Genomic DNA, 23,327 nt, shown 5'->3' with positions numbered 1-23,327 from the left:
CTTCAAAAGCAGCGCTCGAATTGGTTTCCCGCGCGCCGCTTTTTGATGCAATAAGGCCGAAGCGTGCATTTCATCGATAATGACGGCTCGCTCGCCCAACGCACGACTCAGCCCGATTCAAGCCGATTCAAGCCGACTCCCGACCGCGCCCGATGCTCGCCAACTTGCTCGTCCAACTCGTCAACGGTTTCGCCGATGCCTCCGCGCTCTTTCTCGTCGCCTCGGGTTTATCGCTGATATTCGGGGTGACGCGCATCGTCAACTTCGCGCACGGCTCGCTCTACATGCTCGGCGTGTACGTCGCGTACAGCCTGACGAGCCGTTTCGGACAGAGCGTCGCGGGCTTCTGGATGTCGGTGCTGGCGGCGGCGCTCGTCATCGGCGTGCTTGGCGCGCTGATCGAAGTCGGCGTGTTGAGGCGCATCTATCGCGCGCCCGAGTTGTTCCACCTGCTCGCAACCTTTGCGCTGGTTTTGATCTTTCGCGATGCCGCGCTCTATCTCTGGGGCCCCGAAGACCTGTTCGGTCCGCGCGCGCCGCATCTCGCGGGCGCCGTGCAATTGCTCGGTCACGCGTTGCCTTCGTATGACATCGCGCTGATGTGCATCGGCCCGCTCGTGCTCGCGGTGTTGTGGTGGGCGCTGACGCGCACGCGCTGGGGCACGCTCGTGCGCGCAGCAAGCGCCGACCGCGAGATGCTCGGCGCGCTCGGCGTGAATCAGGCGTGGCTTTTCACCGGTGTCTTTTTCGCGGGCGCGTTTCTCGCGGGGCTGGGCGGCGCGCTGCAAGTGCCGCGCATGTCGGCGAATCTCTCGCTCGATCTGGAGACTATCGGCAACGCGTTCGTCGTGGTCGTCGTGGGCGGCATGGGTTCGATACCCGGCGCGTTCGTCGCTGCCTTGCTGATTGCGGAGATCAAGGCGCTATGCATTGGCATCGGGCATGTGTCGCTCGGCGGTATCGACTTTTCCCTGTCGAAATTCACGCTCGTCGCGGAGTTCGTCGTGATGGCTGTGGTGCTCGTGTTGCGTCCGTGGGGACTCTTCGGCCGTCCGCAAGCCATCGCGCGCACTGCCGCGCCCGCCGATACGCCGCTTCGTCCCGCCACGCGCCGCCTGAAAATCGCAGCAGCGGGCGTCATCGTCTTGCTGGCGCTTGCGCCGCTCGCCGCTGGCGCGTTTCCCTACATGCCCGTGTTGCTCGTCGAAATCTTTATCGCCGTGTTGTTCGCCGCGAGCCTGCATTTCATCATGGGACCGGGCGGCATGCATTCGTTCGGGCACGCGGCTTATTTCGGCTTAGGCGCCTATGGCGCGGCCCTTTTCCTGAAGCTCTTTTCGTGGCCGATGGAAGTGTCGCTCGTGCTCGGCCCGCTCATGGCAGGCGTCGGCGCGATCGTGTTCGGCTGGTTCTGCGTGCGCTTGTCGGGCGTCTATCTCGCCATGCTCACGCTCGCGTTCGCGCAGATCGTATGGTCCGTCGTGTACCAATGGGATGAAGTCACCGGCGGCAGCAATGGTGTGCTCGGTATCTGGCCAGCGGCGTGGCTGGCGTCGCCGGTTGCGTTCTACTATTTGACGCTCGTGTTCGCGATCTTCGGCGTATGGCTGTTGAGGCGCATGCTGTTCGCGCCGCTCGGCCTCGCCATGCGCGCCGGCCGCGATTCGCCGTTGCGTGCGGAAGCAATCGGCATCGACGTCATGCGCGTTCAATGGATGGCGTTCGTCGTCGCGGCGCTCGTGTGCGGTCTCGCCGGATCGCTCTATGCCTTTTCCAAAGGCAATATCTCGCCGGATGCGATCAGCGTCTCCCGATCCGTCGATGGTCTCGTCATGGTCCTGCTCGGCGGCATACAGACGCTATCCGGGCCTGTCGTCGGCGCCGCACTCTTCACGTGGCTGCAGGACACCGTCGCGCGTCAGACCGACTACTGGCAGGCGCTGCTCGGCGGCGTGATCCTGCTGTTCGTGATCGCGTTTCCGCAGGGCATCGTGGGCTTTACGCGCGAACGTTTTGGGAAGGCGCAATGACGCTCTTGCGCATCGAGCATCTTTCGAAATCGTTCGACGGCGTCAAGGCTGTCGATAGCGTGTCGTTCGATCTCGCGGCGGGCCAGTTGCTTGCGCTCATCGGGCCGAATGGCGCGGGCAAGTCGACGTGCTTCAACATGATCAACGGGCAGTTGAAGCCTTCGTCGGGATCGATCCGTTTCGACGGTCACGAGATCGCGGGCAAGCGTCCGCGCGATATCTGGCGGCTGGGCGTCGGGCGCACGTTTCAGATTGCCGCCACGTTCAATTCGATGACGGTGCTCGAAAACGTGCAAATGGCGTTGTTATCGCGCGAGCGTCGCGTGTTCAATCCGTTTGCGCGCGTGGCCGCGTGGCGCGAGGATGAAGCGCTCGCACTGCTCGAACTCGTCGGCATGACGTCGCACGCGAACCGTAGTTGCGCGGTCTTGGCGTATGGCGATGTGAAACGCGTCGAACTGGCGATCGCGCTTGCGAATCGACCGAAGCTGCTGTTAATGGATGAGCCCACCGCAGGCATGGCGCCGCAAGAGCGTCACGCGCTAATGGCGTTGACGGCGCGGCTTGCAAGGGAGCGCGATATCGGCGTGCTGTTCACGGAGCACAGCATGGACGTGGTGTTCGAATATGCGGACCGGTTGATCGTGCTGGCGCGCGGCAAGCTGATCGCGGCAGGCGACGCGCGCACCGTACGCGACGATCCGCGCGTGCGCGAAGTCTATCTCGGGGAGGGCAGCGAATGAGTCGATCGAACGCGCTCCTCAAGGTCGAGGCCTTGAACGCATACTATGGCCGCGCGCAGATTCTGTTCGATGTCGGCTTCGAAGTGGGGCGCGGCGAAGTCGTCGCGTTGATGGGCCGTAACGGCGCGGGCAAATCCACGACGATGAAAGCGGTCATGGGCATGCTCGCGCGGACATCGGGCACCATTCGCTTCATGGGCGAGGACATTGCGGGCATGGCGCCTTATCGTATCGCGCGCATGGGCCTTGGTTACGTGCCGGAAGACCGGCGCGTGTTCGGCGATCTCACGGTGATGGAAAATCTCGACACGGGACGCCAGCCGCCGCGCGAAGGTGCGCCGCAGTGGACGCCGGACAAGCTCTTTCGCGTATTTCCGAACCTTGGCGAGATGCGCGAGCGGCGCGGCAGCCGCATGAGCGGCGGCGAGCAGCAGATGCTCACGGTTTCGCGCACACTGATGGGCAATCCGCGCCTCGTGTTGCTCGACGAGCCATCGGAAGGCGTTGCGCCGGTGATCGTGCGGCAAATGGCCGACATGATCCTCGAACTGAAGCGCGAGGGCTTGTCGATCCTGCTGTCCGAGCAGAATCTGAACTTCGCGGAACGCGTCTGCGACCGCGCGTATGTGCTGGAGAAAGGGCAAGTGCGCTATGCGGGCGCGATGCGCGATTTCGTGCGCGACGGCACCGCGCGACGCGACTTGCTCGGCGTCTGACGGAACGAATCGACCAAAGGAGAACGCTTGATGATTACCCGAGCAGGCACGCTGATTCGCCTGACCCTGACTTCCGCCGCCATGAGCGTGACCCTCGGCGCGCACGCCGACACCATTCGCATCGGCGAGATCAATAGCTACAAGGCGCAGCCTGCGTTTCTCATGCCGTACAAGAACGGCTGGAATCTGGCGCTCGACGAGATCAACGCGGCGGGCGGCATCAACGGCAACAAGCTCGAAGTCGTCTCGCGCGACGACAACGGTAATCCGGGCGATACGGTGCGCGTCGCGCAGGAACTCATCGCGCGCGAACAGGTGCAACTGCTCTTCGGCGGCTACTTGTCCAACACTGGCCTCGCGCTCTCGGACTTCGCCAAGCAGCGGCGCATTTTCTTCCTCGCCGCCGAGCCCTTGACGGACAAGATCGTCTGGCAAGATGGCAACAAGTACACGTATCGGCTGCGGCCATCGACCTATATGCAAGTGGCGATGCTCGTGCCCGAAGCCGCGAAGCTCAAGAAAAAGCGCTGGGCGCTGGTGTATCCGAATTACGAGTACGGACAATCGGCCGTGGCGACCTTCAAGCGTCTGCTCAAGGCCGCGCAGCCGGATGTGGAGTTCGTCGCCGAACAAGCGACGCCGCTCGGCAAGGTGGATGCGGGCGCGGTGACGCAAGCGCTCGCCGACGCCAGGCCCGACGCCATCTTCAACGTGCTCTTTAGCGCCGACCTCGGCAAGTTCGTGCGCGAAGGCAATACGCGTGGCTTGTTCAAGGATCGCGCGGTGGTGTCGTTGCTGACGGGCGAGCCTGATTATCTCGATCCGTTGGGCGCTGAAGCGCCGGTCGGTTGGGTGGTGACGGGCTACCCGTGGTATTCCATCGATACCCCCGCCAACAAGAAGTTCGTCGCGGACTACGAGGCGAAGTATCACGACTATCCGCGGCTCGGTTCCGTGGTCGGTTATACCGCGATGATGTCGCTTGCCAACGGCCTGAAGAAAGCCGGTTCCGCCGATCCCGACAAGCTCGCGGCCGCTTTCAAGGGCCTTGGCGTCGATTCGCCGTTCGGACCGATCACGTACCGCAAGCAGGACAATCAATCGACGATGGGCGCGTATGTCGGCGTCACCGCGCTCAAGGACGGCAAGGGCGTGATGACGTCGTATCGTTATATCGACGGCGCGAGCGTGCAGCCATCCGACGACGAAGTGAAGAAACTGCGGACCGCCGACTGACGTATCGACATTAAAAATGGACTACCTGACAAGCCTGAAGATCTTTCGCACGGTAGTGGAGGCGCGGAGCTTCGCGCGCGCGGCGGATATTCTCGGCTTGTCGCCGCCGGTCGTTTCGCGCGCGATCGCGGGCCTGGAGCAGCGCCTGGGCAGCAGGCTTTTCAATCGCACGACGCGGCAGATATCGCTGACCGAAACCGCCGAGCGCTTCTTCACCGACTGCTCGCGGCTTCTCGACGAACTTCAGGCAATGGAGGAACGCGCGTCCAATCGCGCGAGCGAGGCGACAGGCCTCTTGCGGCTCGTCGCGCACACCACGGTGATGATGAGCCGCTATGTCCCGTTGATCGCGAGCTTCAGACGCGAGCATCCGCAAGTGCGGCTCGATGTGACGCTGACCGAGCGTCCCGTCGATCTCGTTGGCGAAGGCTACGATCTGGGTATCGTCATGCCGTTCATGTTGTCGAGCGATACCGTGGTCACGCGTCTGCTCGAAACCATTCCGCTTGCGCTCGTCGCCAGTCCCACGTATCTTGCGGCTCATCCGGCGCCGCGTCATCCATCCGAACTCATCGATCACGACTTCGTGCCGATGTCCGCGTCCATCCGCAAACCGGCGCTGACGTTTAGAATCGGTGGCGAGGACGTGATCGTGCCGCTGCGTTACGATACCTCGTCGAACAGCGCCGTCTTCAATCGCGCGATGGTGCTGGAAGGCTTCGGTATCGGCATGTTGCCTGTCGCCCTCGTGCACGAGGAAGTGCAAGCCGGCCGGCTCGTGACGTTACTCGATGCCTACGAACTCGTCGATGGCGCCATCGAATTCAAGCTTGCCTTCAGCACGCGTACGCTCTTGCCCGCCAAGGTGCGCGCCTTCGTCGAACATGCGGTGCGTTTCTGCTCGGACCAAAGCGCAACAGCCCGCCCGCACGCCTGATCCCCGATTCTTTCTCTCCGCGTTATTCACTCATGTCGGCCGCGCAGGTTGACCGGGTGCATATGCACATATAGTCTTTCGAGTCATCATGCGCGGCTCGAAACGCGCGCTATTCCGTTCACTTTCGTGCATATGCACAACGACTCGCAAATGACGACTCCATCGACCAATCTTCCTTCGGCCACTTCGCCCGCAGCGGCCGCGAAGCCGCGCCGGATACCGTGGATGCTGCTCTCGCTAGGGCTTGTCGCGATCATCGTGATTGCGGCTGCGGCATATTGGGCGCTCGTGCTGCGCTTCGTGCAGACCACCGACGACGCTTACGTCGGCGGCGATGTCACCGTGCTCGCCCCGAAGGTCAACGGCTTCGTGACGGATGTGCTCGTCACGGACAATCAGCCGGTGAAGGCAGGCCAGGTGCTGATTCGCCTCGATGCGCGCGACTACGACGCCCGCCTGGCGCAAGCGAACGCGGAAGTGTCGAGCGCGCGGGCCGCGGTCGATGAACTGCGCGCCAAGGACGCGTTGCAGGCGGCGGTCATCAACCAGCAGCAGGCGGAAGTGCGTGCTTCGTCGGCGGAATTGTCGCGCAGCACGTCCGACCGTTCGCGTTATCGGGAACTCGTCAAGGACGACGCGGTGTCGAACCAGATCGTCGAACGCGCCGATGCCGACTATCTCAAGGCGCAAGCGGCGATGGATCGCAGCGGCGCATCGCTCGTCGCGGCAAAACGCCAGTTGACGGTGATCGAAGCGCAGATTGCGGACGCGCAAGCGCGCGTGGAGACCGCCGAAGCCGCGCGGCGCGTGGCCGAACTCAACGTCGAATACACGACGATCCGTTCGCCTGTCGATGGCTACGTGGGAAATCGCACGGCGCGCGTCGGCGTGCTCGCGAACGTCGGGACATCGTTGTTGACCGTGGTGCCCGCCACGGGCCTCTGGGTCGACGCCAACTTCAAGGAAGACCAGCTCAAGAAAATGCGCGCCGGCGATGAAGCCGATGTGGACCTCGACGCATCGAGCGTGCCGCTGACGGGTCACATCGAAAGTCTCGCGCCGGCCACGGGCGCGACCTTCAGCGTGCTTCCCGCCGAAAACGCCACCGGCAACTTCACCAAGATCGTTCAGCGTGTGCCGGTGCGCATTCGTCTGGACGTACCGAAAGGCATGGAGCACGTGTTGCGGCCCGGCCTTTCCGCGACGGTGAAGGTTCATCTCGACAAATCGCGCGGATAAGACGATGACACAGACCGCTCCCTTGGACCCGGCAAGTCAGCCCACGCGTCAGCGCGTGCTCGCGTTCGCGCTGATGTGCCTCGGCTTTTTCATGGCGACGCTCGATATTCAGATAGTCGCGTCATCGCTCAAGGATATCGGCGGCGGTTTATCGGCGAGTCAGGACGAGCTTTCGTGGGTGCAGACGTCGTATCTGATCGCGGAGATTCTCGTCATTCCGATGTCGGGCTGGCTCTCGAAAGTGTTCTCCACGCGCTGGCTGTTCGTGGCATCCGCGGTGGGCTTCACCATCACGAGCATGTTGTGCGGCATGGCGTGGGACATCAATTCGATGATCCTCTTTCGCGGCATGCAGGGCGCGCTCGGCGCCGCGATGATCCCGACCGTGTTCACGACCGCCTTCGTGCTGTTCCCCGGCAAACAGCGACTGATTGCATCGACAACTATCGGCGCGCTGGCCTCGCTCGCGCCTGCAATCGGACCGGTGATCGGCGGGTGGATCACCGATCAATGGTCATGGCACTGGCTCTTCTATCTGAACGTCGTGCCGGGAATCGTGGTCGCGGTGCTGGTGCCGAAATACGTGCATATCGATTCACCCGATCTTTCGCTGCTCAAGAAGGGCGATTACGTCGGCATCGCGCTGATGTCCGGCTTCCTCGGCTGTCTGGAATACGTGCTCGAAGAAGGGCCGCGCAAGAACTGGTTCGGCGACAACGTAATCGTGGCCTGCACCTGGATTTCGGCGATCTGCGGTTTCCTGTTCCTCGTGCATGCGTTCACCGCGAAAGAACCGATCGTCGATCTGCGCGCGCTCGCGGTTCGCAACTTCGCAATCGGCAGTCTGCTCTCGTTCGTGACGGGCATCGGCATCTTCGTGTCAGTGTTTCTGACGCCCGTGTTCCTGAGCCGCGTGCGCGGCTTCGACTCGTTGCAGACGGGTCTCGCGCTGCTTTCCGTCGGCTGCTTTCAGTTGATCGCGCTCGGGGCTTACGCGTTCGCCACGCGCTTCTTCGACATGCGCATCTTGCTGGTTTTCGGGCTCATCTGCTTCGGCGCGGGATGCTTTCTCTATACGCCGCTCACGCATGACTGGGGCTGGCAGGAACTGCTTCTACCGCAGGCGTTGCGCGGCATCGGGCAACAGTTCGCGGTGCCGCCCATCGTGACGATGGCGCTCGGGTCGTTGCCACAGTCGCGGCTCAAATCGGCGAGCGGACTGTTCAATCTGATGCGTAATCTGGGCGGCGCGATCGGCATTGCAGTGAGTGCGACCATGCTCAACGACAGGCTGAATCTGCACTATCTGCGGCTGAGCGAGAGCGTGACCGTTGGCCGGCCTGTCATCGAGCAGATGCTCTCGCGCAGTTCCGCGCATCTTGCCGCCGCCGCCGGCGATGCGCTCGATGCATCGCAAGCCGGGCTCGCTTCGCTGCATGCGCTCGTGTTTCGCGAAGCACTCGTTCTGACTTTCGCCGACTGCTTCTATCTGCTCGCGCTGTGCTTTCTCGTCGGTATCGTCAGCGTGATTTTTTCGAAGCCGATTGCAAGCGCGCCGCCTTCGTCCGATGCGCATTGAGTGAATACGACCATGAAGAAGCTCCTCATCGAATTACTGGCCTTGAGCGCGTTCAGCGCGTTGAGTGCTTGCGCCGTGCAACCCGCGACGCACGCCGATCTTCCGGCGACGGTTCAGACGACGGCTCCTGTCGATTGGAACGTGGACGTGCCCGCCAATACCGCCGATCCAGCGGCATGGTGGAATCAGTTCAACGACCCGGTGATGCATGAACTCGTCGCGTCGGTGCTGAACGGCAATCTCGACCTCCAGGCCGCAGTGGAGCGCGTGAAGCAGGCCGAGGCGCTCACCACGCAACGCCGCGCTGCCTTGCTGCCGCAACTCGACGCGAACGCCACGGCGTCCGATACGCGCCAGAACACGCCGCCGCCGCTTGGCTATGTGCGTCAGGCGGGCGTCGGTCTCGCACTGAGCTGGACGCCGGATGTGTTCGGCGGCGAGCGGCTCGAATTGCTGGCGGCGCAGGCGCAACTGGTCGGCCGCGAACACGCGTCGGATCAACTGCGTCTTGCACTCGCTGCCGATACGGCCGCTGCTTACGTCGATTTACGTTGGGCGCAGGCCGAACTCAAGATTCTGCAAGACAACGAGGCGATCCGCGAACGCGCGCTGAAGCTCACGCAACGCCGCCTGCAATTCGGCTTGTCGACGAAACTCGACGTGGCGCGCGCGCAGAATCAGCTCAGTGATCTGCAATCGCGCATGCCGCGCACGCAGTCGACCATTCAGCATCAGTTGAGCCTTATTGCCGTGTATTCGGGCCGCACGCCGGAGTCCATCGACCAACTGATGCTCGCCAATCCCGGCGCATCGCCCGTAATTCCCGTCCCTGCCGATGGCGCGCCGCAATTGCTGCCTTCCGAAGCGCTGCTGCGTCGACCCGATGTGCTGGTGGCCTACGCGACGCTTCAGCAACGCGCGGCGGAAGTGGGCGTCGCGCGCGCGGAGCGCTATCCGAAGTTCTCGCTGCGCTTGTCGGATGGCTTGCTTGCATCGTCTTATCTCGGCTTGCCGACGCTCACCGACAACCTGTTTTCGGCCGCGCTCAACGCCACGAGTCCGATCTTCAACGCGGGGCGTATCACGGCCGAGATCGAACAGAACGAGAGCAGGATGCGTGAGTCGGAACTGCATTTGCGGCAGACCCTGCTCGAAGCGCTCAAGGACGTGGAAGATACGCGCAGCGACCTCGTCAGCTCGACCGAGCAGAGCGCGAGATTGACCGACGCGCTCGGTGCATCGGGACAGTCGCTCACGCTTTCGACGCAGCTCTACAAGGGAGGCGCGGCAAGCTTTCTGGATGTGCTCGATGCCCAACAGTCCTATCTGCGCGACGCCGATGCGCTGAACCAGGCGAAGCGCGAGCACGCGCTCGCGGCGGTGGCGCTGTATCGGTCGCTCGGCGGCGGCTGGAGCGTGACTAACGATGACGATCCCATCAAGACAGCGAGTCTCAAGGAGAACACGAAATGAGCTTGATCGACGAAACCGCACCCGGCCTCGACGGCCTCGCTCAATTGCGCCGGCTGATCGCTAGCGGCCGCAAGCCCGGCATATTCGAGTCGCTCAGGCTCGACTTCGTGGAAGTGGAAGCGGGCAGGGCCGTGTTCGAAGGCATACCGGGCGATCATGCGTATAACCCGATCGGCACGGTGCATGGGGGCTATGCGGCCACCTTGCTCGATTCGGCATGTGGATGCGCGGTGCATTCGTGTCTGACCGCGACACAGGCCTATACGACGCTCGAGTTGAAAGTGGCCTATCACAAGGCCGTGACGCGCGATTCCGGTGTGGTGCGCGCCGAAGGACGCGTGCTGACGATGGGGCGGCGCGCGGCGTTTGCCGAAGCGACACTCAAGGACGCGAGCGGAAGGTTGTTGGCTTCGGCGACATCGACGCTGCTGGTCATCGAGCGGTGAGAAGGCCCGGCATCCTCGAATCGGGATGCCGGGCAATGGCGCTTACTTCACGCTCTGCAACACCTTGCGCACCGTGCCGAAGATATGATCGATCTGATCGTCCTCGACGATCAGCGGCGGCGAGAACGCGAGGATATCGCCGGTGTAGCGCACGAGCACGCCTGCCTCGAAGCACTTCACGAACACTTCATACGCACGCGCACCCGGCGCGTTTTCACGCGATTCCAACTCCACGCCCGCGACGAGTCCGAGATTGCGGATGTCCTTCACATACGGCGCATCGCGCAACGCGTGCACGGCGCTTTCGAACTTCTCCGCCTTCGACGCCGCGCGCTCGAACAACTTGTCACGCGCGTACAGATCGAGTGTCGCGACAGCCGCCGCGGTTGCGACAGGGTGTGCCGAATACGTATAGCCGTGGAACAGTTCGATCGCGTTCGCCGCGCCTGCATCGACGATTGCGTCGTGCACCTTGCGATGCGCCGCGACCGCGCCCATGGGAATGGTGGCGTTGTTGATGGCTTTCGCCATGGTGATGAGGTCCGGCGTCACACCGAAATACTCGCTCGCCGTGGCCTTGCCCAGACGCCCGAAGCCGGTGATGACTTCGTCGAAGATCAGAAGAATGCCGTGCTTCGTGCAGATTTCGCGCAGCTTCTGCAAGTAGCCCTTCGGCGGCACCAGAACGCCAGTCGAACCCGCGAGCGGCTCGACGATGACCGCGGCAATCGTCGATGCATCGTGCAGCGCGACGATACGCTCCAGTTCTTCCGCAAGATGCTCGCCCCACGCGGGCTGACCCTTGGAAAACGCGTTGTGCGCGAGGTCGTGGGTATGCGGCAAGTGATCGATCGACGGCAACAGCGCGCCCGAGAAGGTTTTGCGATTCGGCGCGATGCCGCCCACCGAGATGCCGCCGAAGCCGACGCCGTGATAACCGCGCTCGCGGCCGATGAGACGCGTGCGCTGACCTTCGCCGCGCGCGCGATGGTAGGCAATCGCGATCTTCAACGCCGTATCGACGGATTCGGAACCGGAGTTCGTGAAGAAGATGCGATCCAGTCCTTCGGGCATCAGGCCCGCGACCTTGGTGGCCGCCTCGAAGGCAAGCGGATGGCCCATCTGGAAGGTCGGCGCGAAGTCGAGCGTCGAGAGCGCCTTCTGCACCGCTTCGACGATCTCGTCGCGGCAATGGCCTGCGTTCACGCACCAAAGGCCCGCGCATCCATCGAGAATTTCGCGGCCGTCCGTCGAGCGGTAGTACATGCCTTTCGCGCTTTCGAGCAGGCGCGGTGCGGCCTTGAACTGACGGTTGGCGGTAAAGGGCATCCAGAACGACGAAAGGTCTTCGATGACGGGGCGGGCATTCATATCAAGTCTCCTCAAGGAACGGTCACTCTATTCCTCGACAAAATGGCGAGGCATAGACAGTTGGTTCACTGCATTGCCAACTGTGCTGGCAAAATGATGCAAACTGTAGTGGCGAGCGCGGCGCATATTCATCGAGTCCCGCGTGTTTCGACTATCCATATACATGATAGAACTCAGGCTCGAACGCGGCTCGCGTCATGCGCCGACGCTCGTCGAACAACTCGTGCAGGCTTTTTCGGGCGCTATCGAGGCCGAGACGCTGCGCGCGGGCGCGCTTTTGCCCTCGGTGCGCCGGCTGGCCGAGTCGCACGCGCTCAGCACGTTCACGGTGACCGAAGCGTATGGCAGGCTCGTGTCGATGGGTCTTGTCATCGCGCGGCGCGGTTCGGGGTATCGCGTGGCGGTGCGCCAGAAAAGCGAGCGCGTGCGGGCCGTCGAATGGCAGCCGCCTAGTCTCACGGCGACCTGGCTGCTCTCGGATGTCTTCGCCGATCATTCCGTGCCGATTAAATCCGGCTGCGGCTGGCTGCCCAACGAATGGGTCAACGAAAGCGGTTTGCAGCACGCGTTGCGCGCGGTGAGCCGCGTGCCGGCGGCGCGCATTGCCGATTACGGGCGGCCTTATGGATTTGCGCCTCTGCGCGAACGCATTGCGGAGCAGCTCGACCGGCACGGCCTGCCCGTCGATGCCGCGTCGAACGTACTGTTGACGGCCGGCGCCACGCAGGCGCTCGATCTTATCGTGCGCACGCTGCTGCGCCCGGGCGACGCGGTCGTCGTCGAAGATCCCGGCTACTGCAATCTGCTGCAGATTCTGCGGCTCGCGGGTCTCGACGTGCATGGCGTGCCGCGCACCGTGGCGGGCATCGATACGGAAGCGTTCGAGCGGATTGCAATCGAGCATCGGCCGAAAGCGGTTTTTCTCAATACGACTCTGCAGAACCCGACGGGCGCGACGTTCAGCATGGCGTCGGCGTTTCGTCTGATGCAGATTGCGGAGCGCCACGGCATGTGGGTCGTCGAGGACGATGTCAATCGTGAACTTGCGCCGCCCGGCGCGCCCTTGCTCGCGGCGATGGAAGGGTTGCATCGCGTGCTGTATGTCGGCGGTTTCGCGAAGACCATCACGCCTTCGTTGCGATGCGGTTATGTCGTCGCCGAGCGCGAAGTGCTGCGCGAACTGGCGCGCACGAAGATGGCGGTGGGACTGACATCGTCGGAGACGACTGAACGAATCGTCGAGAAAGTGTTGACCGAAGGCCGCTACGCGCGGCATGTCGAATTCGTCGTGGAAAAACTGAAGGACGCGCACGCGCTCGTGGAGGAGCGCATGGACGCGCTCGGCATAGCGCTGTTCCGCCGGCCGCGCGCGGGGCTGTTCGTATGGGGCGAATTGCCGATCGATCCCGCCGATGCAGGCGACATCGCAACGCGCGCGTTATCGCATGGAATCTGGCTCGCGCCTGGCTCGTACTTTCGCCCGGGCGACGCCGAGAGCGCGTCGTTCCGCTTCAACGTCCCGTATTCGATGGACGATTCGCTGTGGTCGTTCCTGGAGGGCGCGATTACGTAAGCAACCGCGATGCAGCCTCAAGCACTTCCGCTGGACTCATGCGTGCGCTGCCTCGCGATGTTCGCGTTGCGTGGCGGCGTCACCGCTGCGCTTACGTCGGAAGGATTGCGCAGACCATGCCGTGTCTCGCGCGACGCGGCCAGATGCGCCTGTAGCCGCTCACACACGTCTTTTCTGCGTACGGGATTGAGCGGATCGCACAGACGAATGGTGAGCGTGCAAGCGTCGATATGCTTGAGACGATTGGTGGCGGGCTCGGGCGCCTCCCACAGCACGACGGTGTGCGTGCCATCGGAAACCTGCACGACCTGAAAACGTGCAAGATCGATCTTGGTCAATTCATGCGGTTCGATCGCCTGATGCATGGTGTCCTCGACATTAGCCGGCTGGGTGAGCGAGAGCAATGCAAGCACCATGCCGAGATGCGCAAAGCACGTCGGATGGTCGAGCGCGTTTCCAGGCGCATTCGCCCGCGTGCAAAAAGGACAACGCGCGCTTCAAACTACGCGCCCCGTCTTCGTGCACGCGTCATTTCCTGACCGCAACGAAGGCCGCAGTCGTGTAGGGCACGGTGACGACATCCTTGCCGCGCAACTCCGGTTCGGCTTCGATCAACGCGCGTACTTCATCGTCGATGAGCACGCGTTCCGCTTCCGGCAACGCCGCGATAAAACTGGTCGAGCGCACGCGATGCACGATCACATCGTCGGGGGAACCGGTGTGTCCGATCGAAAAATGGGTTTCGGCGAGCGCGTCGAAACCTTTATGCGGAAACGCGTGGCGCCATTCGCCTGTATAAAAGCGCGGCGCATCGCCCTCGTAGCGGTTCACGATGGCGTCGAGCTTTGCCACCCACGGCACACGAAAGTCGCGCAGATTCCAGACGAGGCCGAGCTTTCCGCCCGGCTTCAACACGCGATGAATCTCGCTCAACGCTTCGCCGTTCGCAAACCAGTGGAACGACTGTGCGCACACGACGGCATCCACCGATGCATCGTCAAGCGGAATGGCTTGCGCGGCGCCTTCGAGCACTTCCACACTCGGCTGGGCGGCGGCGAGCTTCGCGCGCATCGAAGCGACGGGTTCGACGGCAATCACGCGCGCGCCGGTTGCAACGAGGCGCGGCGTGAACTTGCCCGTGCCCGCGCCCAGATCGACGACGCTCGCGCCCGGCCGCAAGCCGAGCGTCTCGGCGAGCCAGCCCGCGAGTTCGGGCGGATAGTCGGGCCGTCCGCGCACGTAGCTATCCGCGTTCGCCGTATAGCCGACGCTTGCGGCCTGATGAACGTTGGTCATGGCAGCTCCTTCATTCGCCATAGATATCGAAATCGAAATACTTTTGCTCGATGCGCTTGTACGTGCCGTCTTTGATCATCGCGGCGATGGCGCCATCGAGCTTCTCCTTCAAGTCGGTGTCTTCGCGACGCAAGCCGATAGCCGTGCCCGGTCCGAAGATCGCGGGGTCTTCGAGCGCGCCGCCTGCGAATGCGTAGGGCTTGCCGCGCGGGGTATCGAGAAAGCCGCGTTCCGCTTGCACCGCGTTTTGCAGCGACGCGTCGAGCCGGCCCGCGAGCAGATCCGCATAGACCTGATCCTGATCCGCATACGACACGATGGTCACGCCCTTCGCGCCCCAATGCGCTTTTGCGTATGTCTCTTGCATCGACCCTTGTTCGACGCCCACGGACTTGCCCGCGAGCGATTCGGCCGTAGGCTGGATCTTCGCATCGCGCTTCGAGACGAGACGCGTGGGAACGTGGAAGAGCTTGCTGGAGAAGGCGATCTGCTTGACGCGCGCGGGCGTCATCGACATGGTGGAGAGCACGCCGTCGAACTTGCGCGACTTGAGGCCGGGAATCATGCCGTCGAAGGCGTTTTCGACCCACACGCATTTTGCTTCGAGCCGCCGGCAGAGTTCGTTGCCGACATCGATATCGAAGCCGACGAGCGTTCCATCGGGCGCTTTCGATTCGAACGGCGGATAGCTCGCGTCCGTGCCGAAGCGAATGGTCGACCAGTCTTTCGCATGCGCGCTGACGGCTACAGTCAGCATGGAGCCCAGCAACACCGTCAACAGCCTCTTCACGATTAAGTCCCTTGTTTGAGTTTGATTGCTTGTGACCGCCCTGGGATTATAGAGGCTCGTGCAGACGAAAAAACGGCCGCGTGATAGCGGCCGTTCGTTATTGCTGAGACATTGAAGCGCTCAACTCGCGCGCACTTCCACGCGACGCGGACGCGCTTCTTCACGACGCGGAATGGTCAGCTTCAGCACGCCGTTCTGCAGGTTGGCATCGATCTTCGCGGTGTCGAAGTCGTCGCTTATCGTGAATGCGCGTGCAAAGCGCGGCACGCGCAATTCGGCGTGATGCACACGCAGCGACGCCGTGACAGGGACGATTGCCTCGGCTTCGATGGTGAGACGCGAGTCATGCACTTTCACATCGAGTTTCTCGCGGGGCACGCCGGGCAGGTCGGCCCACAGCGTGATGCCCTGACTATCCTCGACGATATCGACCGCAGGCGTGACCGTCGTGCGGCGCACGGTGTCTTCCTTCTTGCGTGCAACTTCGTTTGCCTGACGCTCGGTGATTTGCGTGGTGTCGTTCATCATGTTCTCCCTGTGCCTTACTGAATGGTGATGGCGCGCGGCTTGGATGCCTCGCGCTTGCCGATGACGATAAACAAGGTGCCGTTTTCATAACGCGCTTCGACCTTGTCGGCATCCGCGTTTTGCGGCAGTTCGATCACGCGGCGAAACGCGCCCGTGAAGCGTTCCCTCGCGTAGGTGCGCGAGCTTTCGGTCAATGCTTCGGCGCGCCGTTCGCCGCTGATGGTGAGCAGGCCTTTGTCGACCGTCACGTCGAGCGATGCCGGCTCGACGCCCGGCACGAATGCCACGACTTCGATGGCTTCGTCGGTGCTGCCGACGTTCAGCGAGGGAAACGCATCCGCGCGGCTGGCACGAATGCTGGAAGGCAGATTGCCGAGAAGCGAAGACATCTGCCGTTGCACGCGGTTCAGATCGCTCAGGAAGTCGCCGCCAAAATAAAAGTCACTCATGATTCGGTCTCCGATGTTACGGCCGTCAAGCCGGCAGCAGGAAGTTGAGATATGTCACCATGACAGCGCGCTGGTTCGCTGCCTCTGCATGCAAGGTAGGTGCGACGGCTATCGTTTCAATATCGAAAAGCGTATTTTGGGCGGGAATATTTATTCGCTTTCGTGCTCTTGAAATGAGCGTCGGCGCGCCTAGATTGAACCGTTTCGGCATGCGCCAAGCTCTTACAATGAAGTCCGACAGTTCAGACGAGGAGACGAGACATGAAGGTGTGCATTTATGGCGCAGGCGCGATCGGCGGCTGGATCGGCGTGAAGCTCGCGCAGGCGGGTTGCGATGTCAGCGTAGTCGCACGCGGCGCGACACTAAACGCCATTCGCGCGCACGGTCTGCAACTCGTCGAGAAAGATGCGACGCATGCCGTGAAGGTCGCGGCAAGCGCATCGCCCGAAGAACTCGGTGCGCAGGATCTCGTCGTGGTGGCGGTGAAAGCGCCCGCGATGGAAGCCGTGGCCGTGCAGATCGCGCCGCTTTTGAGCGAAAAGACCACGGTTCTGAGCGCGATGAACGGCGTGCCGTGGTGGTTCTGCGAAGGCCTGGGCGCCGAGTTCGCGGGCAAGCGGCTGAGTTCGATCGATCCGCACGGCGCCATCGCCGCCGCCATTCCGGCCGCGCAAACGGTGGGTTGCGTGGTCCACGCGAGTTGCTTGGTTGAAGCGCCGGGCGTGATCCGGCATCATCAAGGCAAGGGTCTCATTCTCGGCGAGGCGGCGGGGCAGTCGGGCACGCGTGCCGAAGCGCTCGTTTCGCTCTTCACGAAGGCCGGTTTCGACGCGACGCTCTCGCCGCAGATTCAGCGTGACGTGTGGTTCAAGCTCTGGGGCAACATGACGATGAACCCGATCAGCGCGATCACCGGCGCGACCACCGACCGCATCCTGAGCGACGATCTCGTGCGCGGCTTCGTCACGAACATCATGCTGGAAGCGAAGCAAATCGGCGCGCGCTTCGGCATTCCGATCGAGCAGAATCCAGCGGATCGCCATGCCGTGACACTCAAGCTCGGTGCAATGAAAACCTCCATGCTGCAAGACGTGGAAGCGCGCAAGGCGGTCGAACTGGATGCGCTCGTGGCGTCGGTACGCGAACTGGGCGCCATGACCGGCGTCGCCACGCCTTTCACCGACGCCTTGCTCGGCCTCGCGCGTGTGCATGCGCGCACGCTGGGCCTTTATCCCGCATAACGACACAACGGCATAACGGCATGACGACACGTCAAAGGATGGCGATGGATCAGCACAACGCGCCAGAAGGCCGAAGCGAACTCACGGAAATGCGCGACATGCTGCGCGAGTTCGTGCGCGAGCGGGACTGGAGCCGCTTTCACTCGCCGAAGAATCTGGCGAGCGCGCTTTCAGTCGAAGCGAGCGAATTGCTCGAACCGTTCACATGGCTGGCCAGCGGCGACAAGAGCGAGCTGGACGAGACGAAGCTCGTGGCGATTCGCCACGAAATGGCCGACGTGCTCGCGTATCTCGTGATGCTCGCCGATTCGCTCGACGTGGATCTGCATCGCGCGCTCATCGAGAAGATGGCGTTGAATCGCGCGAAGTATCCGGCGGACATGGTTCGCGGCGATGCCCGCAAATACTCCGAGTACAAAGCCGCAGATAACAAAGCGGATAAAAACAAAGCGGATGAAAACAAAGCGGCCGGGTACAAAGCCTGATGACGCGCCGTTTCGGGCGCGGTTAAGCTTGTGGATCACCGCCTTCAAAGGATTTGCCGATGGACTTCTCCCTCACGCCCGAGTTGACTGAATTGCAGGCGCGCGTGCGTGCCTTCATCGCCGAAGAGATCGTGCCGCTGGAGAGCGATGCGCGCTGCACGCCGCATGGCCCGGACGAGTCGCTGCGCGCGGAACTGATCGCCAAGGGCCGTCGTGCGGGACTTCTGTCGAGTCACGTATCGCCGGAATTCGGCGGCCTTGGGCTCAATCATGTCGCCAAGGCGATCCTTTTCGAGGAAGCGGGTTATTCGCCGCTCGGTCCGGTCGCGCTCAATATCGCCGCACCGGACGAAGGCAACATGCATTTGCTCGAAGCCGTCGCGACGCCCGAGCAGAAGGAGCGCTGGCTGCGTCCGCTCGCCGCAGGCGAGATTCGTTCGTGCTTTTGCATGACCGAACCGCCGCCGGGCGCGGGCGCCGATCCTTCCATGCTGCAAACGCTTGCCGTGCGCGATGGCGACGGCTACGTGATCGACGGCGGCAAGTGGTTCATCACGGGCGCACATGGCGCGGCGGTCGCGATCATCATGGCGCGTTTCGAGGACGGCCCCGCGACCATGTTCCTCGCCGATATGACGAGCCCCGGCATCGTGATCGAGCGCGCAATGGATTCGCTCGATACATGCTTTCCCGGCGGCCACGGCGTGGTGCGTTTCGAAGGCTTGCGCGTGCCCGCGCAAAACGTCCTTGGCGAAGCGGGCGAGGGGTTCCGATATGCGCAGGTGCGCCTGTCGCCCGCGCGTCTCACGCATTGCATGCGCTGGCTCGGCGCGGCCCGGCGTGCGCACGATGTCGCCACGGCGTATGCGCGTCAGCGTCAGGCGTTCGGCAAGTCGCTCGGCGAACACGAGGGCGTCGGCTTCATGCTCGCCGATAACGAAATGGATCTGCACATCACGCGCCTCGCCATCTGGCATTGCGCGTGGGTGCTCGACCAGGGCGTGCTCGGCAAACACGAATCGAGCGTCGCGAAAGTGGTGTCGTCCGAGGCGTTATGGCGCGTCGTGGATCGTTCGGTGCAAGTGCTCGGCGGACAAGGCGTCACGCACGAAACGGTCGTCGCGCGCATTTTCAGCGACATGCGCGCATTTCGCATTTACGACGGTCCGTCCGAAGTGCATCGCTGGAGCATCGCGCGGCGTATCTTGCGCGGTCAGCGGCCGCGCGCGGAGTAACGCGCGAGGACCGTGCTCAGGCAGCAGAAACGCGACCTAGTTCGCACCGGTCGCGCGTTGCGCTTGCCGTTGCTGGGAGACGATCTGTCCCGCGCGCATGGCATTGTCGGGATAGTTCAGCCAGTCGTTGGGATCGTAGCCGGCCGCGCGCCAGGCGAGAAACTCCTGCTTGACCTGAGCGCGTGTCTTCGGCGCGGAAGGGTCGCCGATCGGCGTGACCGGCTGGGCGAGCGCGCTCGCGGCACATGAGGCGACGGTCGCAAAAAGTATCAGATGGGAAAGACGAAATTTAGATGCCATGGCGATCACCTCGCATCGCGTCGAGCGGTTATTCCATTCTAGGCGACGGACACACGGCGGACACGTTAGAAGCGCCACTTATCCGCATCGAATAGAGGTGTTTTTGGTGCGATAGCATTGAGTCAATACGGGTGCTTCATTGTCGATCTTCCGTCTATCTCGTGTAAAAGGTTCCGCAATGATCGGCCTCGTCGGATCGGTACCACGCCTCGGGAAACCCCGTGTTGCAATGCAGCATCCCATTGCGTATGCTGTTCTGAGCGGGGCGGCTCACAGCCGCTCAAGAATATCAACAGACATCGACGCAATAACAAAGCGCCCGTTTTCGAGGGCGTTCGTCGAGGAGGCAGGTTAGCCTTACGAACGTCAGCTTGAAGGAGCCGCAAACATGGACTTGACCTTATCGTCTCTGCCGACGCTGCATGTTTTTTATCAGGAAGGCGGCTGGCATTGGGCCATCACCGTCGAACGTGCCGCGGGTGTCGGCATGAAAATCGCCGCTTATAGCGACGAAGGTTTCGATACGGAAGAGGAAGCGCGCGAAGACGGCGAGCAAGTGCTTCGCTCCGACGACTGGCGTTCGCGTCAAATCTTCAGCCGCGGTGAGCGGCAGCAGGGCTGCACATAACGGACGATCGCCGGGCCTCGTTGCTTCTCTGTCTTCTAGCTTCTCTGCGTTTTATTTTCGGCTGCGTTATGCGTGACACGCTGCGCGTCGTTATCGACACGAATCGCATGGGTCGATGTCTCTCTGCTTCTCTCTCTCGATGCACTCCGCTTCGCGATGCCTTGCATGAATTCGCTTCGCCGTGCGGTAGTCTGCGTTTCATCGATCCGCTAAGTCGAGCGCGGTAAAGTTCGAGATGCAACGTGCGTCTTCAGCGCATGCTTTCTCAGCCGCCGATTCGCGGATTACCTACATGAACCACGACGAGCATCAACGGTTTCAGCCCAGCCCGAGCCTTTCGGACGCGACGCGAGATAGTTACCGCGATGCGATTTATCGCATCGATATCGAGCCGGTCGTGGAGATGAAAATCGGCGAGCATAATGCCGATGTTGCTTCACTTCTTTCAAGGCATCATGTCTTTAGCGCGGTGTTCGTGACGGCCTTCAATCCATTCGGACACGTGCTTGAACCGGCGCATAACGCAAAGCGGCAGTGCTTGCTGATCGACCATATCGAACGAGCGGGCTTGCATGCGCTGCCCGGAGCCGGCATCGATCCGAAGGGAAAGTGGACCGCCGAAGCAAGTCTCTTCGTCCTCGGCACGACACGCCAATTTGCCGATGCGCTTATGCAAAAGTTCGAGCAGAACGCCGTGGTTTATGTCGATGCTGCAGGTCTGCCTTGTTTGCTGTGGCATCCGGTTTATCGTTGATATTGGTATTCGCCGTTGATTCTCCATCACTGGGTTTTCTGACTGACCACATCGCATGATTCGGACAGGTGGTGCTATGTGCACGCGCCAGTTGCTAACGTGATCGTCCATAAGCCACGCAACGCCATTGCAAGTAATGCGTGGCACGCGCGACAAACGTAGACAGTTTTCGACACCTTCGTCGACGATGTCTGCATGCCCTTAGCTCGACTGATTTCGGAACGCTACCGAACGCTTCGGACCCGATACCGCGTTTGCAATCCGCGTCTTGCAAGCGTGTGACTTTGTTCTGCTTTTCGTTCGCGACAAGTCCTTTTGTCGAATGTCCGGCGTCCCATCAAAGTGGGAACATTCTGATTGTTACGAACGGTTAATCCGCGAGTAAATAGCGACCTTCCGCTTCGGGCGTTACCTGCGTTTTAAATTTTTATAAAACTATAAGAAAATGAATAAGCATTCCTACCGGATGGTTTTCAGTCGCGTGCGACGTATGTTGGTGGTAGTAGCTGAGTTTGCATCGGCCCACGGTAATGGTGCTGCACGGGGAGAAGGTCTTGCACGGCGCGCGCCTGTCGCCTCGATGTTTCAATCAGCTTTTAGCGCAACGGCCTGGGCCGCCATGCTGCTGCTCGGTTCGGCGTCCGGACTGGCGCTTGCACAGATCGTTGGCGCGCCAAGCTCCGGCGCGCAGGTCATTCAAACTCAGAATGGTTTGAATCAGGTCAATATCGCAAGACCGTCCGGCAGCGGTGTTTCCGTCAATAATTTTTCACAATTCGACGTGCTTGCGAAGGGCGCGATTCTCAATAATTCGCCGGTCAATATCCAAAGCCAGCTAGCGGGATACATCTCGGGTAATGGGAATCTGACGCCCGGCAATTCAGCGAAGATCATCGTCAATCAGGTGATGAGCAATGCGCCTTCGCAACTGCACGGGTATTTGGAAGTTGCGGGGTCTAAAGCAGAGGTGGTCGTCGCCAATCCGAATGGCTTGGTAGTCGACGGCGCGGGCTTCATCAACACCTCGCGCGTCATTCTCACCACCGGCACGCCGAATTATGGCCCGAACGGCAGTCTCGCGGGCTTCAATGTCACGGGCGGCAATATCACCGTGCAAGGCGCGGGGCTGAACGCCACCAACGTCGATCAAGTTGATCTTCTGGCTCGCGCGATTCAAATCAATGCGGCGGTGTACGCCAACAATTTGAACGCCATCGCAGGTTCAAATCAGGTTGATCACGACACTCTTGCCGCGACGCCCATCGCTGGCAATGGTACAGCACCGGCAGTTGCGATCGACGTGAGCGCCCTGGGTGGTATGTACGCCAACCGGATCTTTCTCACGAGCAACGAGTACGGCGTCGGGGTATCGACCAAGGGTGTGCTGGCCGCGCAAGCCGGCGATCTGACGCTGCAGTCGAATGGTCAACTCGTGCTTGCCGGAACAACCAATGCCAGCGGCTCGATCAACGCATCGGCGCGCGATGGCATTGCGAACAGTGGCACGACTTACGCGCAAGGCAATGTCATCGCCACGACGAGTGGTGCGCTGAACAATAGCGGCACACTGGCCGCGCAGCAGAACACGTCAGTCAGCGCAGGCAGCGTCGCATCGACGGGGACGCTCGGCGCGGGCGTGAGTACCAATGGCGCGGTCGCTCAGAGCGGCGTTCTGACCGTCATGGCCTCGGGTGCGGTAAGCGCGACCGGTCAGAACGTGGCGGGCGCAAGTGCGACGCTCTCCGGCAGCAGCATCAATCTTGCGGGCAGCCAGACCGCGGCAAACGGCGACGTTTCATTGTCCGCGACCGCAGGTGATCTAAACCTGTCGGGCGCGACGACGAGCGCGGGTTCATCGGTGGTGGCCCGTGCAGCAGGCGCGCTTGTAAATGATCACGGGGCCTTGACGGCTGGCGGAAGTGTGACGCTCGACGCGGGCAGGCTCTCGAATCAAGGGGGCCAGGTTTCGGCGCAAGGACCGCTCATCGTGCAGAGCGCGAGTCAGATTGCCAACCAGAGCGGCTCGCTCGTATCGCAAGGCGCGATGCAGGTGCGCGGCGGCATCATCGCGAACAATCAGGGGACGATGCAAAGCGGGGCGGCGCTGTCGGTGTTCGTCGTGTGTGCGACGTGGTTTAAGATTGGCGTCAGCCATGGTCAGTTCTCCATGTGAACTGGTTGTGGTCAGCGGGCCGTGAGTGTTGCCTGCGGCAGCCGTCAGCCCCGGCGGGATAAATGGTTCGTCATGCGATGTTATTGGGATGAGCGCGGCGCGTC

At 62.0% G+C, this 23,327-nt stretch carries 22 protein-coding genes and 1 pseudogene; 16 read left to right on the top strand and 7 right to left on the bottom strand.

What is annotated here, in order from left to right:
* Positions 1-152: 152 nt before the first annotated feature.
* From LDZ28_RS19070 to LDZ28_RS19030, 9 genes are all read left to right on the top strand, one after another.
* On the top strand, positions 153-2,030 hold the full coding sequence (locus LDZ28_RS19070; protein ID WP_244828648.1) for an ABC transporter permease: 1,878 nt from the start codon (positions 153-155) through the stop codon (positions 2,028-2,030).
* Positions 2,027-2,773: an ABC transporter ATP-binding protein gene (locus LDZ28_RS19065; protein WP_244828647.1), complete on the top strand. Its 747-nt coding sequence runs from the start codon at positions 2,027-2,029 to the stop codon at positions 2,771-2,773. Before LDZ28_RS19070 ends, LDZ28_RS19065 begins: the two co-directional genes overlap by 4 nt.
* Complete coding sequence (locus LDZ28_RS19060) at positions 2,770-3,489, top strand: ABC transporter ATP-binding protein (RefSeq protein WP_244828646.1); 720 nt, start codon at positions 2,770-2,772, stop codon at positions 3,487-3,489. Before LDZ28_RS19065 ends, LDZ28_RS19060 begins: the two co-directional genes overlap by 4 nt.
* 30 nt (positions 3,490-3,519) lie before the next feature.
* A complete protein-coding gene (locus LDZ28_RS19055) occupies positions 3,520-4,725 on the top strand; it encodes an ABC transporter substrate-binding protein (protein ID WP_244828645.1) in 1,206 nt (401 codons plus the stop codon).
* Positions 4,726-4,741: 16 nt separating this feature from the next.
* Positions 4,742-5,662 (top strand): LysR family transcriptional regulator, encoded by a 921-nt coding sequence (locus tag LDZ28_RS19050; RefSeq protein ID WP_244828644.1) that lies wholly within the window; start codon positions 4,742-4,744, stop codon positions 5,660-5,662.
* A 150-nt stretch (positions 5,663-5,812) separates the two neighbouring features.
* Positions 5,813-6,901 carry an HlyD family secretion protein gene (locus LDZ28_RS19045; RefSeq protein WP_244828643.1) on the top strand — a complete coding sequence of 363 codons (1,089 nt, stop codon included), beginning with the start codon at positions 5,813-5,815 and terminating at the stop codon, positions 6,899-6,901.
* A 4-nt stretch (positions 6,902-6,905) separates the two neighbouring features.
* On the top strand, positions 6,906-8,480 hold the full coding sequence (locus tag LDZ28_RS19040) for a DHA2 family efflux MFS transporter permease subunit (protein WP_244828642.1): 1,575 nt from the start codon (positions 6,906-6,908) through the stop codon (positions 8,478-8,480).
* Between the two features lie 12 nt (positions 8,481-8,492).
* A complete protein-coding gene (locus tag LDZ28_RS19035) occupies positions 8,493-9,953 on the top strand; it encodes an efflux transporter outer membrane subunit (RefSeq protein ID WP_244828641.1) in 1,461 nt (486 codons plus the stop codon).
* Positions 9,950-10,399, top strand: a complete 450-nt coding sequence (locus tag LDZ28_RS19030; protein WP_244828636.1) for a PaaI family thioesterase — start codon at positions 9,950-9,952, stop codon at positions 10,397-10,399. Before LDZ28_RS19035 ends, LDZ28_RS19030 begins: the two co-directional genes overlap by 4 nt.
* 42 nt (positions 10,400-10,441) lie before the next feature.
* Here the strand turns inward: LDZ28_RS19030 and LDZ28_RS19025 are convergent, their stop codons facing one another.
* Positions 10,442-11,770, bottom strand: a complete 1,329-nt coding sequence (locus tag LDZ28_RS19025) for an aspartate aminotransferase family protein (protein ID WP_244828628.1) — start codon at positions 11,768-11,770, stop codon at positions 10,442-10,444.
* Between the two features lie 163 nt (positions 11,771-11,933).
* Here LDZ28_RS19025 and LDZ28_RS19020 point away from each other — a divergent pair, with 163 nt between their 5' ends.
* Positions 11,934-13,343 (top strand): PLP-dependent aminotransferase family protein, encoded by a 1,410-nt coding sequence (locus LDZ28_RS19020; protein WP_244828626.1) that lies wholly within the window; start codon positions 11,934-11,936, stop codon positions 13,341-13,343.
* Between the two features lie 17 nt (positions 13,344-13,360).
* Here LDZ28_RS19020 and LDZ28_RS19015 read toward each other — a convergent pair whose 3' ends face one another.
* The 5 genes from LDZ28_RS19015 to LDZ28_RS18995 all read right to left on the bottom strand — a co-directional run bounded on the left by LDZ28_RS19015 (position 13,361) and on the right by LDZ28_RS18995 (position 16,406).
* Positions 13,361-13,759 (bottom strand): hypothetical protein, encoded by a 399-nt coding sequence (locus tag LDZ28_RS19015; RefSeq protein ID WP_244828624.1) that lies wholly within the window; start codon positions 13,757-13,759, stop codon positions 13,361-13,363.
* Positions 13,760-13,871: 112 nt separating this feature from the next.
* Positions 13,872-14,639, bottom strand: coding sequence for a class I SAM-dependent methyltransferase (locus LDZ28_RS19010; RefSeq protein WP_244828623.1), 768 nt, complete (start codon positions 14,637-14,639; stop codon positions 13,872-13,874).
* A gap of 10 nt (positions 14,640-14,649) precedes the next feature.
* Positions 14,650-15,429 (bottom strand): ABC transporter substrate-binding protein, encoded by a 780-nt coding sequence (locus LDZ28_RS19005; protein WP_244828621.1) that lies wholly within the window; start codon positions 15,427-15,429, stop codon positions 14,650-14,652.
* Between the two features lie 120 nt (positions 15,430-15,549).
* Complete coding sequence (locus LDZ28_RS19000; RefSeq protein ID WP_244829720.1) at positions 15,550-15,954, bottom strand: Hsp20/alpha crystallin family protein; 405 nt, start codon at positions 15,952-15,954, stop codon at positions 15,550-15,552.
* Between the two features lie 17 nt (positions 15,955-15,971).
* A complete protein-coding gene (locus LDZ28_RS18995; RefSeq protein WP_244828619.1) occupies positions 15,972-16,406 on the bottom strand; it encodes an Hsp20/alpha crystallin family protein in 435 nt (144 codons plus the stop codon).
* 261 nt (positions 16,407-16,667) lie between these two features.
* Between LDZ28_RS18995 and LDZ28_RS18990 the strand changes: the two genes are divergently transcribed.
* The 3 genes from LDZ28_RS18990 to LDZ28_RS18980 are packed head-to-tail and all read left to right on the top strand — an operon-like array spanning position 16,668 to position 19,368.
* Positions 16,668-17,648, top strand: a complete 981-nt coding sequence (locus tag LDZ28_RS18990; protein ID WP_244828617.1) for a 2-dehydropantoate 2-reductase — start codon at positions 16,668-16,670, stop codon at positions 17,646-17,648.
* A gap of 44 nt (positions 17,649-17,692) precedes the next feature.
* Positions 17,693-18,133, top strand: coding sequence for a nucleotide pyrophosphohydrolase (locus tag LDZ28_RS18985; RefSeq protein WP_244829719.1), 441 nt, complete (start codon positions 17,693-17,695; stop codon positions 18,131-18,133).
* A gap of 59 nt (positions 18,134-18,192) precedes the next feature.
* Positions 18,193-19,368: an acyl-CoA dehydrogenase family protein gene (locus LDZ28_RS18980; protein ID WP_244828615.1), complete on the top strand. Its 1,176-nt coding sequence runs from the start codon at positions 18,193-18,195 to the stop codon at positions 19,366-19,368.
* A gap of 36 nt (positions 19,369-19,404) precedes the next feature.
* Here LDZ28_RS18980 and LDZ28_RS18975 read toward each other — a convergent pair whose 3' ends face one another.
* Entirely contained in the window at positions 19,405-19,668 is a 264-nt protein-coding gene (locus tag LDZ28_RS18975) for a DUF4148 domain-containing protein (protein ID WP_244828613.1), read from the bottom strand.
* 388 nt (positions 19,669-20,056) lie between these two features.
* Here LDZ28_RS18975 and LDZ28_RS18970 point away from each other — a divergent pair, with 388 nt between their 5' ends.
* The 3 genes and pseudogenes from LDZ28_RS18970 to LDZ28_RS18960 all read left to right on the top strand — a co-directional run.
* Positions 20,057-20,296: a hypothetical protein gene (locus LDZ28_RS18970; RefSeq protein ID WP_244828611.1), complete on the top strand. Its 240-nt coding sequence runs from the start codon at positions 20,057-20,059 to the stop codon at positions 20,294-20,296.
* 403 nt (positions 20,297-20,699) lie between these two features.
* A complete protein-coding gene (locus tag LDZ28_RS18965; RefSeq protein WP_244829718.1) occupies positions 20,700-21,050 on the top strand; it encodes a DUF3293 domain-containing protein in 351 nt (116 codons plus the stop codon).
* 445 nt (positions 21,051-21,495) lie between these two features.
* Positions 21,496-23,163 (top strand): annotated as a pseudogene (locus LDZ28_RS18960) (filamentous hemagglutinin N-terminal domain-containing protein); the annotation flags it as partial.
* Between the last annotated feature and the right edge of the window lie 164 nt (positions 23,164-23,327).

The organism is Caballeronia sp. TF1N1 (assembly GCF_022878925.1).
In the GTDB taxonomy this organism is placed as follows: domain Bacteria; phylum Pseudomonadota; class Gammaproteobacteria; order Burkholderiales; family Burkholderiaceae; genus Caballeronia.
This window is presented reverse-complemented; position numbering and strand designations above follow the sequence as displayed.

What these genes read in the sequence shown, in the direction of transcription:
- LDZ28_RS19050 (WP_244828644.1), top strand. Translation starts at nt 4,742, where the DNA reads ATGGACTACCTGACAAGCCTGAAGATCTTTCGCACGGTAGTGGAGGCG.
- LDZ28_RS18965 (WP_244829718.1), top strand. Translation starts at nt 20,700, where the DNA reads ATGAAAATCGGCGAGCATAATGCCGATGTTGCTTCACTTCTTTCAAGG.
- LDZ28_RS19040 (WP_244828642.1), top strand. Translation starts at nt 6,906, where the DNA reads ATGACACAGACCGCTCCCTTGGACCCGGCAAGTCAGCCCACGCGTCAG.
- LDZ28_RS18985 (WP_244829719.1), top strand. Translation starts at nt 17,693, where the DNA reads ATGGATCAGCACAACGCGCCAGAAGGCCGAAGCGAACTCACGGAAATG.
- LDZ28_RS19070 (WP_244828648.1), top strand. Translation starts at nt 153, where the DNA reads ATGCTCGCCAACTTGCTCGTCCAACTCGTCAACGGTTTCGCCGATGCC.
- LDZ28_RS19000 (WP_244829720.1), bottom strand. Translation starts at nt 15,954, where the DNA reads ATGAACGACACCACGCAAATCACCGAGCGTCAGGCAAACGAAGTTGCA.
- LDZ28_RS18980 (WP_244828615.1), top strand. Translation starts at nt 18,193, where the DNA reads ATGGACTTCTCCCTCACGCCCGAGTTGACTGAATTGCAGGCGCGCGTG.
- LDZ28_RS18970 (WP_244828611.1), top strand. Translation starts at nt 20,057, where the DNA reads ATGGACTTGACCTTATCGTCTCTGCCGACGCTGCATGTTTTTTATCAG.
- LDZ28_RS19065 (WP_244828647.1), top strand. Translation starts at nt 2,027, where the DNA reads ATGACGCTCTTGCGCATCGAGCATCTTTCGAAATCGTTCGACGGCGTC.
- LDZ28_RS19015 (WP_244828624.1), bottom strand. Translation starts at nt 13,759, where the DNA reads ATGGTGCTTGCATTGCTCTCGCTCACCCAGCCGGCTAATGTCGAGGAC.
- LDZ28_RS18990 (WP_244828617.1), top strand. Translation starts at nt 16,668, where the DNA reads ATGAAGGTGTGCATTTATGGCGCAGGCGCGATCGGCGGCTGGATCGGC.
- LDZ28_RS19010 (WP_244828623.1), bottom strand. Translation starts at nt 14,639, where the DNA reads ATGACCAACGTTCATCAGGCCGCAAGCGTCGGCTATACGGCGAACGCG.
- LDZ28_RS18975 (WP_244828613.1), bottom strand. Translation starts at nt 19,668, where the DNA reads ATGGCATCTAAATTTCGTCTTTCCCATCTGATACTTTTTGCGACCGTC.
- LDZ28_RS18995 (WP_244828619.1), bottom strand. Translation starts at nt 16,406, where the DNA reads ATGAGTGACTTTTATTTTGGCGGCGACTTCCTGAGCGATCTGAACCGC.
- LDZ28_RS19045 (WP_244828643.1), top strand. Translation starts at nt 5,813, where the DNA reads ATGACGACTCCATCGACCAATCTTCCTTCGGCCACTTCGCCCGCAGCG.
- LDZ28_RS19025 (WP_244828628.1), bottom strand. Translation starts at nt 11,770, where the DNA reads ATGAATGCCCGCCCCGTCATCGAAGACCTTTCGTCGTTCTGGATGCCC.
- LDZ28_RS19035 (WP_244828641.1), top strand. Translation starts at nt 8,493, where the DNA reads ATGAAGAAGCTCCTCATCGAATTACTGGCCTTGAGCGCGTTCAGCGCG.
- LDZ28_RS19055 (WP_244828645.1), top strand. Translation starts at nt 3,520, where the DNA reads ATGATTACCCGAGCAGGCACGCTGATTCGCCTGACCCTGACTTCCGCC.
- LDZ28_RS19030 (WP_244828636.1), top strand. Translation starts at nt 9,950, where the DNA reads ATGAGCTTGATCGACGAAACCGCACCCGGCCTCGACGGCCTCGCTCAA.
- LDZ28_RS19060 (WP_244828646.1), top strand. Translation starts at nt 2,770, where the DNA reads ATGAGTCGATCGAACGCGCTCCTCAAGGTCGAGGCCTTGAACGCATAC.
- LDZ28_RS19020 (WP_244828626.1), top strand. Translation starts at nt 11,934, where the DNA reads ATGATAGAACTCAGGCTCGAACGCGGCTCGCGTCATGCGCCGACGCTC.